Annotated in this window: 11 protein-coding genes; 4 read left to right on the top strand and 7 right to left on the bottom strand. The window is 35.2% G+C overall.

The features are described 5' to 3' along the window. Nucleotides 1-20: 20 nt before the first annotated feature. Together dld and rlmF are read right to left on the bottom strand one after the other, a co-directional pair. Nucleotides 21-1,718 carry a D-lactate dehydrogenase gene (dld, locus tag GQ589_RS06090; RefSeq protein WP_160425143.1) on the bottom strand — a complete coding sequence of 566 codons (1,698 nt, stop codon included), beginning with the start codon at nt 1,716-1,718 and terminating at the stop codon, nt 21-23. A gap of 176 nt (nt 1,719-1,894) precedes the next feature. After that, nucleotides 1,895-2,863 carry a 23S rRNA (adenine(1618)-N(6))-methyltransferase RlmF gene (rlmF, locus tag GQ589_RS06085; RefSeq protein ID WP_202115036.1) on the bottom strand — a complete coding sequence of 323 codons (969 nt, stop codon included), beginning with the start codon at nt 2,861-2,863 and terminating at the stop codon, nt 1,895-1,897. A gap of 403 nt (nt 2,864-3,266) precedes the next feature. Here rlmF and GQ589_RS06080 point away from each other — a divergent pair, with 403 nt between their 5' ends. The 3 genes from GQ589_RS06080 to yccS all read left to right on the top strand — a co-directional run bounded on the left by GQ589_RS06080 (nt 3,267) and on the right by yccS (nt 9,076). Beyond that, on the top strand, nt 3,267-4,592 hold the full coding sequence (locus tag GQ589_RS06080; protein ID WP_160425141.1) for a DUF262 domain-containing protein: 1,326 nt from the start codon (nt 3,267-3,269) through the stop codon (nt 4,590-4,592). Further along, the gene (locus tag GQ589_RS06075) at nt 4,585-6,507 is read left to right on the top strand and encodes a DUF262 domain-containing protein (RefSeq protein ID WP_160425140.1); all 1,923 of its coding nucleotides are present in this window, start codon (nt 4,585-4,587) and stop codon (nt 6,505-6,507) included. Before GQ589_RS06080 ends, GQ589_RS06075 begins: the two co-directional genes overlap by 8 nt. A gap of 424 nt (nt 6,508-6,931) precedes the next feature. Continuing rightward, nucleotides 6,932-9,076 carry a YccS family putative transporter gene (gene yccS, locus GQ589_RS06070; RefSeq protein ID WP_160425137.1) on the top strand — a complete coding sequence of 715 codons (2,145 nt, stop codon included), beginning with the start codon at nt 6,932-6,934 and terminating at the stop codon, nt 9,074-9,076. Nucleotides 9,077-9,486: 410 nt separating this feature from the next. Here the strand turns inward: yccS and nfo are convergent, their stop codons facing one another. Together nfo and yejK are read right to left on the bottom strand one after the other, a co-directional pair. Beyond that, a complete protein-coding gene (gene nfo / locus GQ589_RS06065; RefSeq protein ID WP_160400839.1) occupies nt 9,487-10,335 on the bottom strand; it encodes a deoxyribonuclease IV in 849 nt (282 codons plus the stop codon). A gap of 20 nt (nt 10,336-10,355) precedes the next feature. Continuing rightward, nucleotides 10,356-11,360, bottom strand: coding sequence for a nucleoid-associated protein YejK (gene yejK, locus GQ589_RS06060; protein WP_160400840.1), 1,005 nt, complete (start codon nt 11,358-11,360; stop codon nt 10,356-10,358). Nucleotides 11,361-11,536: 176 nt separating this feature from the next. Here yejK and GQ589_RS06055 point away from each other — a divergent pair, with 176 nt between their 5' ends. Beyond that, nucleotides 11,537-12,916 (top strand): MATE family efflux transporter, encoded by a 1,380-nt coding sequence (locus GQ589_RS06055; RefSeq protein WP_160400841.1) that lies wholly within the window; start codon nt 11,537-11,539, stop codon nt 12,914-12,916. Nucleotides 12,917-13,000: 84 nt separating this feature from the next. Here GQ589_RS06055 and GQ589_RS06050 read toward each other — a convergent pair whose 3' ends face one another. From GQ589_RS06050 to GQ589_RS06040, 3 genes are all read right to left on the bottom strand, one after another. Next, a complete protein-coding gene (locus tag GQ589_RS06050) occupies nt 13,001-13,684 on the bottom strand; it encodes a tetratricopeptide repeat protein (protein WP_160425134.1) in 684 nt (227 codons plus the stop codon). A gap of 121 nt (nt 13,685-13,805) precedes the next feature. Then, entirely contained in the window at nt 13,806-14,705 is a 900-nt protein-coding gene (locus GQ589_RS06045) for a DMT family transporter (RefSeq protein ID WP_160400843.1), read from the bottom strand. An 11-nt stretch (nt 14,706-14,716) separates the two neighbouring features. Then, a complete protein-coding gene (locus GQ589_RS06040; RefSeq protein ID WP_160412221.1) occupies nt 14,717-15,583 on the bottom strand; it encodes a YicC/YloC family endoribonuclease in 867 nt (288 codons plus the stop codon). Between the last annotated feature and the right edge of the window lies 1 nt (nt 15,584).

The following is a 15,584-nucleotide window of genomic DNA, read 5'->3' as shown; positions in this document are numbered from 1 at the left end:
TTAACAGTAACAACAAGGAATTAAACCCAATTTTTCTTCTTAGAGGTTTTACCTATACCTGGGTTAAGGCTGTTTGTTGGATCAAGTTCTTGATAGAATTTTTTCAAATCCGCATTGGCATGATATAAATGCCCAACATTATGCTCGGCTGGGTATTGCGCACCACGCTGATCAAGCAATGCTAAAATCTGTTCCTTAACTTTATTACAATCCACCCCTTTTTTTGCAATATAATCTTGATGAAACACATAACAAAAAAAGTGTCCATAATACATTTTGTAAACGAAATTTTGATCGACGTTTTCTGGTAGTGTTTCAAACCAATCGGTATCATTACGCTTTAATGCAATATCTAATGCAACGATATCTTCTACCGTTTTGCTATGTACATTACGATAAGACGTTGCCGCACCTGCTGCTGCAAAACGGTGTAGCATGGCTGCTTCGGCTTCTCTTTCGTTACATAAAAAGTAATTACCACTTCTATTTTGAAAATAGTCTTTCAAAAAAGTCTCGGCTTCTGCAATTCCATCATCTGCCATTTTTAAAATAAGATGATGTTCATAACGATCACGATAATCACGCATTGATTTTGGTAAATGATTTGGCAAAAATTTGCAAACAAAGATAGAAAATCGATCCGAAAAATTCTTTGGAAAAAATGGAATTTTAGCCGTAACACGATCAACAAAATTTTTAAAAGCAAACATGCGTGGCATCATATCCGTACCTAGCTTTTTAATAGCTAAAAAAGACGGTTTGCCATAAACCGCGGCAATATCGAATGCCACGCGATGAATATACTCCCCCGACACTGGTAACGTTTTAAATTGACCTAAAATATGGCGACGAATACCATTTAATTCGTTGATATCATTTGTACCTATGTAAAATACGGCTGATTTTTTTTCTAGAGGAAAAGTATCAAGCCGCACAGCAAAAACCATCAAACGCCCAGCACTGCCAGAGGCTTCATAATGACGAGCAGGATCGGCATTATACCGTGCAGGCGTATCAGCATCAATTTCACGAACATGATCACAATAATGATGATCATGGCCTAAGCCTGCATCACGCTTAATGTCTTTATCACTATAAGCATGACTTTGCAGATTTTGCAAAATCGTTTCTGGATCATCGCCTAGCTCAATACCTAAATGATTTACCAAGTGCAACTGACCTTGCGCATCTAATTGAGCGAACACAGCCATTTGCGTATAAGCAGGACCACGCTGAATAAGCGCACCACCCGAATTATTACATACACCTCCCATCACAGATGCACCAATGCAAGATGACCCAATAACCGAGTGAGGACCTCGATGATATTTTTTTAACTCTTTTTCCAACCTAAATAACGTACTACCTGGCAAACAAACAACTTGTTCACCATTTTCAATCACATTAATGCCATCCAAACGGCGAGTACTGACAATTACAATAGGACGATCATAATCATTACCATCCGGTGTTGACCCCCCTGTTAAGCCTGTATTTGCTGATTGTGTAATAACAATTACATCCGCCTCAACACACGCTTTTAACACTTGCCACTGCTCAACTAACGTTCCGGGCAACACAACAGCCAATGCATCACCTTCACCAAAACGAATACCTTGGCGATAAGCTAGCGTATGGTTAGGATTCGTTAACGTGTATTTCTGTCCAACAATACCTTGTAGCTGCTCAATGAGCTGAGCTGTTTGATTACTATTCATATCGGTATTTCCTATGCTTATTGAAGATTAAGGTGAGTTAATAGTGGTGATTAAATAATAACCTATCTTAACCAAAAGCAAGACAATAAGCTATCGGAATTTTTATAGAGATGAACTAAACGTACTCAAGCAATATTTCATCAAAAAATCATTTAAAAAATATTTAGTTATAATTTTTAAACCTCTATTTTTGAGGTGTTTTTTGATAAAAGTTGTTGGCGTTCATGTTGATTAAAGAAAGTCCATGCGACAAATCGGCTGATTTTTTGCCCCTGAGCCATAGGAACAATATGGCTTTCAACAACATTGGCTTGTTTTAATTTTTTGTTGATTACCGACAAGGTCTCTTTTTTCGACACTAATGAAGTAAACCACAAGCATTGAGTTTTATATTGAATACTTTCGTTAATCATATTACTAATAAAAGCACTTTCACCACCTTGACACCAAAGTTCGGCATGTTGCCCACCAAAATTAAGCACAGTTTTTTGAGTGGAATGCGTTAACTTGCCTAACTTCTTCAGTTTGGTTTGCGTACTTGCCAACGCATCTTGTGCTGAAGCATGAAAAGGCGGATTACACAGCGTTAAGGTATAAAACTCGTTAGGTTTAATAATATGCCTAAAAATCGCTTTATAGTCTTTTTGTAATCGACACCGCAAAGTGCTTTTTAATAGCGCATTAGCTTGTGTTATTAACGAAGCAACTTTGATCGCCACAGGATTAATATCACTCCCAACAAATGACCAACCATATTCGGCACAACCAATAATAGGATAAATCACATTGGCACCAACGCCGATATCCAATACATGAATTTGCTTACCTGTAGGGACATGATTTTGATTGTCTCGCGCTAATAAGTCAGCTAAATGGTGAATATAATCCGCTCTACCAGGAATGGGCGGGCATAAATAACCGTCAGGAATATCCCAATAACTCACCTGATAATAGCTAAACAACAAAGCTTTGTTTAACATTTTAACCGCCATCGGATCGGCAAAATCGATCGATAAATTACCATAGAGATTCTGATTTACATAGTGAGATAGCTCAGGCAGTATATTGATAAGTTTTGCAAAATCATAACCGTCTTGATGTTTGTTTCGGCAATGTAATTGAGGCTTTTTTAATGACGTTTGCACGATTGTCCTATTTTATTCAAAATCAAATAACCGCTATTATAACGACTTAACAACAATATATGAAAACTGAACAGATAAATTAATCAAATTGATACTAATTAGTGTTGTTTTTTAATAAAAAACGTTCAGGAAAGGCATTGATTTTATTGAAGTTTTTTTGACGATATAATTTAAAAAAAGTTGAATAAAATCAATACCTTTCCTGACTGATTGTGGGTGTATATTCTTAATAAATGTTTAACATAAAACATACTAAAACCTATTAAATAATTTCAATAATATAACGCTTATAAATCGGTTTTTGAAAATAAGTGTATTAATTCTGTACGTTTGAAATGGTAATATTTGCTAAAATGAACAACAAAGGCTAATGGCAAGCAACGACTGCTTAGAGTGTTTAGTAATGGCAATTATTTCTTATCAAGTTCAAACAATTTCAGATTTATTAAATCTGGCTTTAACTATTCCGGAATATCAACGTCCATATAAATGGGATACCAGACATGTTAATCAATTGATCGATGACATTTTAGCTTATAAAAAAAAGACGCGTTATCGCTTAGGTACAGTAGTGCTTCATCAAGAAAAAGAGGTAAAATTCAATATTGTCGATGGTCAGCAACGATTATTAACGTTAACATTAATTTGTACAATTTTAGGGGAAAATCAAAAAACAGTAACTTCAAACTTATTGAAAACCCGTTTTACTTCTCCTGTTAGTATCAAAAAACTCAAGAATAATACTCAAGTCATTTATAGCCGATTTGCTAACTTAGATAACCACGATAAACAACAACTGCTTTCCTTTATTTTGAATCAATGTGAGCTGATAACAATAACGCTCGATGACCTTAATGAAGCTTTTCAGTTTTTTGATTCACAAAATATCCGTGGCAAGGCACTCGCACCGCATGATTTACTCAAAGCATATCACCTTCGTGAAATGATGGATAACACAGAACAAATCGATAGGATAAAACATGTCGAGCTGTGGGAACAAAGCATAAATCCTTATAATAATTTACCTAACCTAAATACTATTATAGGAGAATTTTTATTCCGTATTCGCTGTTGGATAGAGGGCGATTGTGGTATTCAATTTAGTCGTCATCATATTGATGTGTTTAAAGGAATCAGCCTTGGCGATATCAACTATCCCTATATTAATCCTATGTATATTACTGATAACGCAATAAAAAACGATAATGCCGTTTTAGTAAATCGAGGGAGTAAACAGTACCAGTCGTATCCATTTCAGATTGATCAGGTATTGATCAACGGTAAGCATTTTTTTGAGTATATTCAGCATTATATCGCCATGTATTGTAAATTATTCATAGATGAAGACGCATTACTTAAAGGGTTTATGGACAAGTACACCGTATATGAAAACAGTAACAGAAAGGGAGATCGTTATGTCAAAAATTTGTTTATGTGCACCATTTTGTATTATTACGATAAATTTGGTGATGTTGAATTAAAACAAGCTGCCAAAATTTGCTATTGTTGGAGTTATTTTTTACGATTAAAGTTGCAATTAATCAGTATGCAGTCTATAGATAACCATGCTAAGGCAGCCAATAGCTTATTTCGAGTTATTCGTAAAGCTCTTCACCCTCAGCAAATACTTAACTTTATTCCTCCATATAACACAAAAATTCGATTTAAAAATGCACCAAGTGTTGAAAATGCAATAAAAACCATGATAAATGGAGGGCGCGATGAATAAAAATGTCACTCCTTCTCAAGATCAAGCACTTACCTTATTGAATATTAAAGCGCTTTTTACCGAATCCGCTCAATACGTTATCCCCATTTATCAGCGAAATTACGCTTGGGGAGTAATCGAAATAGAGCAATTAATTCAAGATATCTATGATGTATCGACTAATGATACTAAAGGCACCCCCTCCTATTTCCTTGGCTGTTTAATTGTTTATGAACGCAAAAATCAACCCTATGACGGTAAAAAGAGTTATGAAATAATCGATGGACAGCAACGCCATACCACGTTATGCATTTTATTAGCTTATTTAAAAAATGAATTAGCAATAAATGATGATGAGTTGAACCATTTAACGTTCAATTTAACATTTGATAGTCGTCCTCGTTCAATCAATGCGTTTAAAAATCTGTATACCAATGGAATAAACTGTGACATTGAAGAGCCAAATATATACTCCGCTTATAATATTATTGATCGCTACTTTAAAACACATAAAGTCAATATTGAACAGTTTTATCGCTATTTATTTGAAAATGTTAAATTATTGAGAATAACCGTACCTCACGATACGGATCTAAACCATTACTTCGAAATCATCAATAACCGTGGTGAACAGCTTGAAAAGCACGAAGTACTCAAAGCCAAAATGCTTTCTGAGTGTGCTAAGGATGCTAAAGTTCGTCACTGTTTTTCAACAATTTGGGATGCTTGTTCCAATATGGACGGTTTTGTTCAACTTAATTTTAGTGCAGATATAAGATCAGCAATTTTTGGTAAAGATTGGAGCGATTTTCCAAACTCTTTTGCCGATATTCAGGCTCATTTATCACAATCAAGTTCAATACAAAATGGCGTGACGATTGAGGATATTATTGCTGATAAGCGCTTCCACCCTATCGATACCGATAATAATCTTGAAAAAAAAGAAAGGTTCGGCTCAATTATTGATTTTTCAAACTTCTTGTTACATGTTTTAAAGTTAACCATAAATAATCAGACGAAAACGTCACAAAACAATAAAATGCAACAAGGCGATGAGGTTTCGCTAGATGATAAAAAATTATTGAAACAATTTTACTATTCAAACAACAAATTAAAAGTCGAACCGACAGAATTTGCCTTTAATCTATTAAAATATCGAGTTTTGTTTGATCGTTATATAGTAAAAAAAGACACAGAAAACCGATGGCGCTTACTCACATTAAAAAAATACACAAATGACTTTAATTATGTCAACACTTTTGATGCAATTAATGAACAATTAGTGATGCTTCTTTCCATGTTTGATGTATCTAACCCGTCTTCGACATATAAACGCTGGTTGTATCGAGCGCTTGAAATTTTAAATAAAATTGCCGATAAAAAAGCGCTGATTGACAGTCCTCTAAATTATTTAGAAAAGCTAGAAAAAATAAGCCAAGAGTACCTAAGTGAAATTTGTAAAATAAATGGCAACTTTAGTGATGACAAACTACATCAAGGAATAAAAGTACACAATTTTATTTTTAACCTATTGGACTACTTGCTTTGGAGACACCTGTCAAAAGGTAAACGTTTTAATGGTTTAGGTAAATCCGAATTGGGTGACCACTTTGATAATTTTCAATTTACTGTCCGCTCTTCGGTAGAGCATTATTTTCCACAAACCGATCCATCGGGGGAAAAAGTCATGAAAAATGTGGATAGGTTTGGCAATCTTTGTCTTATTTCGCCTAGTACAAACTCAAGGCTCAGCAACTATTCTCCTGCCGATAAAAAGAAGTTTTATCGTGAGAAAAATAGAATAGAGAGCTTAAAACAAGCAATTATGATGAGTTACAACGATTGGGGACCTGAAGGACAAGGTCTTGAAAATATAAAAAAACACGAAGAAGAAATGATTAATATTTTGCGCAGTTTTATGTTTATCCCTGCCTAGTCAGGCTTAAATCCGAGCGCTTAGTTCTTTTCTATATTGACCTTAATTAACACCATCAACCCAACAAGCATTAAGGCTAAACGCTAAGATCTAAGGTATGCAAAAGTTACACTACTTTAACAGCTCAATAGTATCATACTGATTTAAATAATTTAATAATCAAAAGCGTTATTAATAAGTGAATTATTAAGATATTTTTCTTTTCCAAATACAAATTTCCCATACCACTACGCCCAATTCATTGCGTTCAACAAAATAAAAAAAAGGCTTATCTTACGAGAAAATCCAGAAAATATATTGATTTTATTTATATTTTTTTGTTGTTATTTTTTAACAAAAAACTACCAGTAATGACACACTCTTCCCCAAGCTTCCTCAATATAGTATCCTATTAACTATTATCTCATTTAAAGTTCATATACCCGTGCACGCATTCATTTTTGCTTTACGCAAAGTCTTTTATAGCAGTAATCTTCTTTTTAGTCTTCGAATGTTAATTAGTTTGACTGGGTCAACCTTGGTTCCTTGGTATTTTGGACAAACATCCTTAGTTATTCCGCTTACACTTGGCGTGGTGGCTGCAGGTTTAACCGAGATCGATACCCGTTTATTAAGTCGCTGTATTAATTTAGTTCTTACACTAATCTGTTTTGCTATTGCGACTTTTTCGGTTGAGTTGTTATTTGATGAGCCAGTGTTTTTTATTGTTGGTTTGGTGTCTTCGACGTTCATTTTTATTATGCTTGGTTCGCTTGGACAGCGTTATGGCGTGATTGCCTTTGGGTCACTTTTGATTGCTGCTTATACTATGCTTGGGCATAATCTATACACTGACAATTATACGCTGCCTTGTTTTTTATTGCTTGGTGCGCTTTGGTATAATGTTGTTTCATTAATTGAATCTATTATCCAACCCATTCGTACAACCCAACAATCGCTATCACAGTGTTTTATTCATTTAGCACAATATCTTGATGCTAAAGCCGCTATGTTCGATCCTGATGAATCGGATGGTTTTAAAAAACAAACATTACAATTAAATAATGCTAATAATCAACTTATTAGTGCATTCAACAACGCTAAGCGTTCATTGTTTAATCGATTAAAAAGCTATCGTGGTCAAGCTTATATTAGAAAACTACTCAGCTATTATTTTGTAGCGCAAGATATTCATGAGCGAGCTAGTTCAGCGCATGGACATTATCAAGCACTGAGTGTTCATTTTAAGCATAGTGATATTTTATTTCGATTTGCACGTATTTTAAATTTGCAGGCTAAAGCATGTGCTCAGTTGGCAATAGCAATTAAATTAAATCAAACTTATCAGCATGATCCGTTATTTTCACGCTATTTTTCTTATCTTCAAGAAGCAATTAATCAATATCACACTAGTAGTAACTCTAATATGCTAATGGTTAAGGCTATCAAAAGTTTACATCAAAATTTGTTATCTATCGATCTGTTACTTGCCAATATTGATACCGAACAGCATCTGTCAAAAGAGCAAGAAGATAACCAGTTAATTGATGAAGAGTTAACTTGTTTCCATGATGTTTTTGTTAAAATTAAAAGTAATTTGACCGTTAAGTCAGCACTATTTCGCCATGCAATTCGTATGTGTTTGGTATTTTTTGTGGGATATATGATTATTTATGCTTCTGATTTGTCGCATGGATATTGGGTTATTTTGACTAGCTTGTTTGTGTGCCAACCAAACTATTCCACGACAAAACATCGGTTAAAATTACGCGTACTAGGGACGATTTTGGGGATTGTTGTGGGAATTCCGTTAACATTTTTATTCCCAAGTATACCCGAGCAGTTGGTATTAATTATTATTACTGGTTGGCTGTTTTTTCTATTTAAGAATTCACAATACGCTTATGCAACTGCATTTATTACGTTGCTGGTGTTTTTTAGTTTTAGTTTGATTGGTGAAAGCAGTATTGAAGTTGCGGTTTTACGCATTATTGCAACGTTAATTGGTTGTTTTATTGCTTGGTTTGCTGTGAGCTTTATTTGGCCTGATTGGCAGTTTAGAAATTTGCCTAAACTTGTCGATCGTGTCTGCCATGATGATAGTCATTATTTGGCGTTAATTGGTCGTCAATATCTGACTGGAAAAACTAATGATGTCATGTATCGTTTGGCAAGGCGTGCAGCACATGATAGTAATGCAGATTTATCATCATTAATTAGTTTAATGACCAAGGAACCCCATATGAATCCTGTCGTTATTGATAAAGGATTTCGTTTATTAACACTAAATCATACATTGATTAGTTATCTTTCAACTTTAGGTGCACACCGCGATAAACCGCTTTCAAAACAGACGTTCGAGCTATTTGATGATCTGTCGGTCTATATTATTAATCTATTAAATGATAAAAAGATCGACAGCGAATACCAAGCTATTAAAAGATCCGTTACTGATTATATTGAAACAATTTCAGTCAATTCAGTAGATGACGATAAAGCCAATAATGATCTGTTAGTTATGCAACAATTGGCTTTGATTTTGGATATTTTGCCGGAGGTTGTCATGCTTGCAAATGAATTAGAACATTAAATAGGTTAATAAGGAAATTGACCTTTAAGCCACGTTACTAGCATTTGAGGAATCATTTACTCTTTCATTGGTAAAAATGTTAAGTACACATAAATACTAACACATTATTTTTTGAGTACTATCAAACTAACTCATCACGCCAAATCTGAGTTGATTTCTGTTTAATATTGCAACAGGTAAACCTAGACCTACATTCACTATTGCCATCGAATTTTTTCAATTAACTGACATTTGCAATGATATCGCTCAAAATAATATTGGGTATTATCATATACCACTATTTTGTTACGCGTATTAAATATAAACACCTTCAAAGCCTATTAACAAGTCTTAAAGGTGTTTGTAGTCGTGGAGTTTGAATTTTCAATTTAAAAATAGAAAATAGAAAATAGAAAATAGAAAATATTTTTCTATTCTCGGTTTATCTGTTCCTTTAACCAGCTTATTTCTTGTGCCCAAATATCAGGATCAATGGTTTCTAAGATAAGAGGAATTTCGTCAATTCTTGGATCTTGCATAATATATTTAAATGCCACTTCGCCAATATTGCCTTTGCCTAAACTGTGATGGCGATCGACATGGCTAGCAAATTCACTTTTGGCATCGTTTAAATGCATACCGCGCAAATATTGAAAACCGACGATTTTTTCAAATTCTGCAAAGGTCTCTTGGCAGGCTTTTTCAGTACGGAGGTCATAACCTGCGGCAAAGGCATGGCAAGTGTCAATGCAGACGCCAACACGGCTTTTGTCTTCAACTTGGTCTATGATTTGCGCAAGATGTTCAAATTTATAACCTAAGTTAGATCCCTGCCCTGCAGTGTTTTCAATAACAGCAACGACGTTTTGTGTTTTATCAAGCGTGATATTGATTGATTCGGCAATGCGTGCAAGGCATTCATCTACAGAAATTTGTTTTAAGTCACTTCCTGGGTGAAAGTTAAGCAATGTTAGTCCAAGTTGTTCGCATCGTTGCATTTCATCTAAAAAAGCAGTGCGTGATTTTTCAAGTTGCTCTCTATCAGGGTGACCTAAGTTAATTAGGTAACTATCGTGTGGCAAAATTTGTTTGCTGGTAAAGCCATATTTTTCACAGCGTTTTTTAAAACTATCAATAGTGGCTGTTTCAAGCGGTTTGGCGTGCCATTGCCGTTGGTTTTTGGTAAATAGCGCAAATGCGGTTGCGCCAATTTGATAGGCGTTAATTGGAGCATTGTCTACCCCACCTGCTGCGCTAACGTGCGCACCAATATATTTCATTTTTGAATTTCCTGCTGATATTAGTTTGAGCCACTGTTTCGTTGTAATTGATCACGTAAGTTAGGTGGTACACCTTTTATTACCAGTGAGTCGGTTTGTGGATCCCATTTGATGCGTTCGCCAAGTAGTTCTGAATCGAAGCTTAAGGTTAGTCCTCCACCACTGCCCGAGAATTTTTTGAGTTGTCGCAATGCACTACGATCAACGGGAAAGGTGTCTTCTAAGTCATATTCGCTGTTTTTAATAAATTCGATAAAGTTGTTATCACCGCTTGTTGGTAATTCGTTAGCTAGGTTTTTTAGCTCTATTTCTTCACCCGCTTGGTGTTGAGCTTGGCAGTAGTTGTAAACACTTTCACGCGCGTTGGTTTTGTCTTGTTTGTCAAATTGCATTTCTTGGCAGTATTCGTCAACCGCTTTAACCAGTGTTTTGTTTTGCGCTTTGGCATCTAACCCTTCGCTTGCGCCTAAATAGTCCATGAAAAAGTCCGATACTTTGCGCCCTACTCGACCTTTTAAGAAAGTTAGGTATCGTTTTGAGTCGGCTTGGGTTTCCCATTCTGTGATGTCTATGCGAGCAATAATGTCTGCATGGTCAATATCAAGGTGTTGGGTTTCGCTGATATCTAGATCTTCATTAACTAGCATACTTGAACAGCTGTTTAATACAGCAATAATTAAGTATTCGACAGCTAAATAACGGTACTGACAAAATACGACTGTTCCCCCTTCTGCAAAAGGGTATTTAGCAAGTTCATTGCGTAGCTGTTTGGTTGATTCTTGGCTAAAATGTAAAAAATCTTGGTTACCTAAGCGTAACTCTTTTAGGGATAGTTCAAACAAACTTTCGCTATTAAAAAGCCCATATGCTTTGCTTTTATTGTTATAAATTCGGTTGATATCTTCAATCAGATTTATAACGGCTTGCTCATTACCTAGCGTTGAGTCACGCAATTGTAGTTCGATCTCGGTATCACTTTTTCTAACCAATTTATGCAATATGATATTTTCGATTTGTACACTCATTAGGCATCCCTGTTTAGATCTTGAAAAAATAGTGTTCATTTTATCAAAACACGAAAAAAGTGCTATCAACAATTAATAAGTCTGTTAGACTAGTAAGGCATAATTTCAAATTTATACTCAAGCGTATATCTTATCTGAAACTTCTTTACAATATCTAACGATAGGAATAAAAAAATATGGTGAAATCTCACGATATTTATCATGATTTTAGGCAAAAAAAAATTAGTGCTTTGTTTTGGCAATATGCGTTACCCGCCATTATTGGGACAATTGTTAACACTCTTTATAATATTATTGACGGTGTTTTTATTGGCCATTGGATTGGGCGCGAGGCATTAAGTGCCGCCGGTCTTATTTTGCCGGTAATGAATTTGGCAGCAGCAATTGGTATGTTAGTTGGGATTGGTTCGGCCAGTCGAATTTCGATTTTTTTAGGTCGTGGCGATAACGACAAAGCCGAAAAAGTCGCTGGTACGTCATTTATGCTAACTGCAGTACTGAGTGGTTTTACGTTATCAATGCTGCTTATTTTTATTGATCCTGTGTTGCGATTTGTTGGTTCTAGCCCTGTTAACCATGTTTATGCCAGAGAGTTTTTAGAGATTTTTTTACCTGGTAGTATCTTTTTAACCCTGACTTTTAACTACAATAATATGATGCGTGCAAGTGGTTATCCATTTAAGGCAATGGTCACCATGTTTGTTAGTGTGATTGCCAATATTATTTTAGCGCCAATTTTTATTATCGGTTTAGGCTGGGGTATGCGTGGGGCTGCATTCGCAACAACATTGTCGATGATGATTAGCTTTGTATTTGTTATGCAACATTTTTTAAATAAGAATAGTAATATCAAGCTTTATCGTCGTAATTTTAAGTTAGATTTTTCAATTGCAAAGTCAGTTATATCAATCGGTTTGTCACCTTTTTCAATGCAAATGGCCGCTTCAATCGTTGTGGTGTTTATTAACTGGCAACTTAATCGTTATGCACCACTTGCTGGCGTATCTGGCGATGATTCAATTGCTGCTTATTCTAATGCTAACCGGCTTATTACTTTAGTGATTATGATTGTCATTGGTATCAATCAAGGTATGCAACCTATTATTGGTTATAATTATGGTGCTAAAAATTATGATCGCGTTAAAAAGACGTTCTTTTATGCAGTTAAAGTAGCAACCGTTGTAACTTCACTCGGTTTTGTCCTTGGATTTTTTGTTCCTGATACGTTGGTGCGAGCATTTAGTTCAGAAGAAGATCTTGTAGCATTATCCGCCATTGCTCTACGTTTTACTACATTGTCTTTTGTTTTTGTTGGTTTTCAAATGGTAACTACTAGCTTTTTCCAATGTATTGGTATGGCAAAAATTTCGATTTTACTGAGCCTTTCAAGGCAGATTTTGATTTTGTTACCAGCGCTTTATATTTTGCCATTATTTTTTGGTTTCAATGGCGTTTGGGTAGCAGCACCAACAGCCGATCTGTTATCTACTGGTACAGCTTGTATTGTGCTTTACTGGTATTTTAAATCACTCAAAAAAAGACATTGCTGTGATTAATGCTATTGTTTAAGCTATTAAAATAGAAAGGGGCTAAATGCCCCTTTCTATTTGACTCAATTTTATTTACTGCAATAACGATTTTTATTTTTGTTTGCATAAGTCATGCTCAATTCCATTATCACAAGCTTTTTGAAATAATTCTTTTGCTTTTTGATCATCTTTTGTAACACCATAACCATTAGAATATATCACGCCAAGATTCCATTGAGCGTAAGGATCATTTTGCTCGGCGGCTTTTTCAAACCAAATTTTAGCTAAATTATAATCTTGTTCAACATTTTTACCATCAAAATACATATCGCCTAAGGCATATTGAGCATCACTATTACCATTTTCAGCCCCTTTTTGGTACCATTTTTGAGCTTTTGTTAGATCTTCTTCAACTCCTTGGCCTTTTTCGTACAAAACACCTAAATTATATTGAGCTTCAGCGTTTTTATCAGCCACTTTGAGATACCATTCAAAAGCTTTGCTGTAATTTTGTTCTACTTCTTCACCTTTATAATATAAGTTACCGATATTTAAAGCGGCCTCTACAATACCTTGTGCTGCGGCCTTTTTGTACCATTCTATTGCTTTTTGTGCATCTTTTGTAACAGAAATACCATAAAGGCACCTAACGCCAAGATAAAATTGTGCTTCTGGATTATTTTCTTCTGCCGCTTTTTTGTATAGGTCGTCAAAACTCAAATCTCGAAAATTTTGAGCATAAGATGGGCTTGAAAAACAGATGAACAATAAAAGTAACGCAACTAATTTTTTCACGTTATATTCCTTATTACTAAATAATTATAGAGCTAAATATATATTTTTAATTATTATAAGCTAAAGTTATTAGACTATCTTTAGTAAAACTAAAAGAAAACAAAGCTCTTTTAATTTCGTTCTATGTCGAAGTTGAAATTTTTATGACGCTTGATAGAGTCACAAAAATAAGACATAGAAAAACCAATATAATACCAACCCACCCAATCAAAGATATTTGTTCAGCAATAATTAGCATCGCTAATATAGTCGCAATAACAGGCTCTAATAAGCTGATAGTAATAGCCGAGCTAGCCGATATTTTAGATAATCCATAACCATAACATAAATACCCCATAAACATGGGGATCAATGCCATATAAATGCAAACAGTAATATTGATTAGTGAGTCAAATAATGTAGCACCTGTGAGTAGCATAACCGGTATGAGTAAGATACCACCACACCCAAAAGTTGCTCCCATGGACGATTTTGTTGAGATGCCTTTTAACATTAATTGTCGTGCAGACCATGAATATAAGGCATAGGTAAATCCAGCAATTAATCCTAATAAAATACCTATAGTGGTGTGTTCATATTGTGTTGTGGTGGAATTATCTTCTGAAAAGGCAAGTAAAATTATCCCCAAAATACCACAGGCAGCTCCTATTACCCATTGTTTAGTTAGGCGAAAATCGCGACTAATATATTCAATGAGGGCCGAAAGGATCGGCGCAGACCCAATAGAAACCACCGTTCCAATTGTTACACCTGATAAGCGCATAGAGCTATAAAAAGCTAAAGGATAAATCATAACAGCAATAGCACCAACAATAAGTAGGCAAAGATGTTTGATTAACAAATGACGCTCTTTGATTATTTTAGATATCGCCAATATGCATTGTAAAATTCCGCCGATGCCCATCGCTAGCGAACCAATAAGCAAAGGAGAAAGCGAGGGCGCAAATGTAGCAGCTGTGCCCGTTGTCCCCCATAAAATAGATGCTAATATGACAGCTAAAATACCAAGTACTTTATTCATTAGTTCGGTGATTACTCAATGTTTTGTACTTGCTCTCTAATTTGTTCAATAAGCACTTTGAGTTCAATCGCACTGGCTGTCACATCAGCATTAATTGATTTAGATGCAATAGTGTTAGATTCTCGATTAAACTCTTGCATCATAAAATCAAGTCTGCGCCCTACTGCTTCGTTTTTCTTTAAAATAGAATATGTCTCTTTGACATGTGTCATTAAACGATCAAGTTCTTCAGCGACATCAATACGTTGTGCAAGCATAACTATTTCTTGCTCAAAACGAGAATTATCAAGCTCAATATTGGCTTCTTCTAATTTACTTTTTAGTCTCTCTTTTTGCCATTCAAGAATTTCTGGCATCCATTGACGGATTTTGCCAACTTCTGCTGTGATCGCTTCTAATCGTTTGATAATAAGATCACAAAGCGCTTTACCTTCGCGTTCACGTACTGTAATAAACTCATCTATCGCAGTATCAAGTAGCGCTAAAATTTCTTGCGAAATAGTATCTAAGTTTTGCTCTTTTGCCGACATTACACCCGGCCAGCGTAATACATCAATAGGGTTAATTTGAGCTGAGTCGTGTTCGGTTTGCACCCAACTTGCAGCGTTAAGTATTTGTTTAGCTAGCTCTTTATTTAATGAAAGCTCTTGATGTTGTGTTGAAGGATCTAATTCAAAGCGTAAATTACATTCGATCTTTCCTCGAGTCAGGCGGCTTCGTAATCTTTCGCGAATGATAGGCTCAAGTGAACGAAATTGCTCTGGCAAACGAATATACGTTTCTAAGTAACGTTGGTTAACTGAACGTAATTCCCAAGAAGCAGTCCCCCATGGTTGGTTTAGCTCTTTTCTTGCATAAGCAGTCATACTTGAAATCATA

Origin of the sequence: Gilliamella sp. Pas-s27 (genome assembly GCF_009795865.1) — a bacterium.
In the GTDB taxonomy this organism is placed as follows: domain Bacteria; phylum Pseudomonadota; class Gammaproteobacteria; order Enterobacterales; family Orbaceae; genus Gilliamella.
Note: the sequence above shows the minus strand (reverse complement) of the source record. Positions and strands in the feature narration are given on the sequence as shown.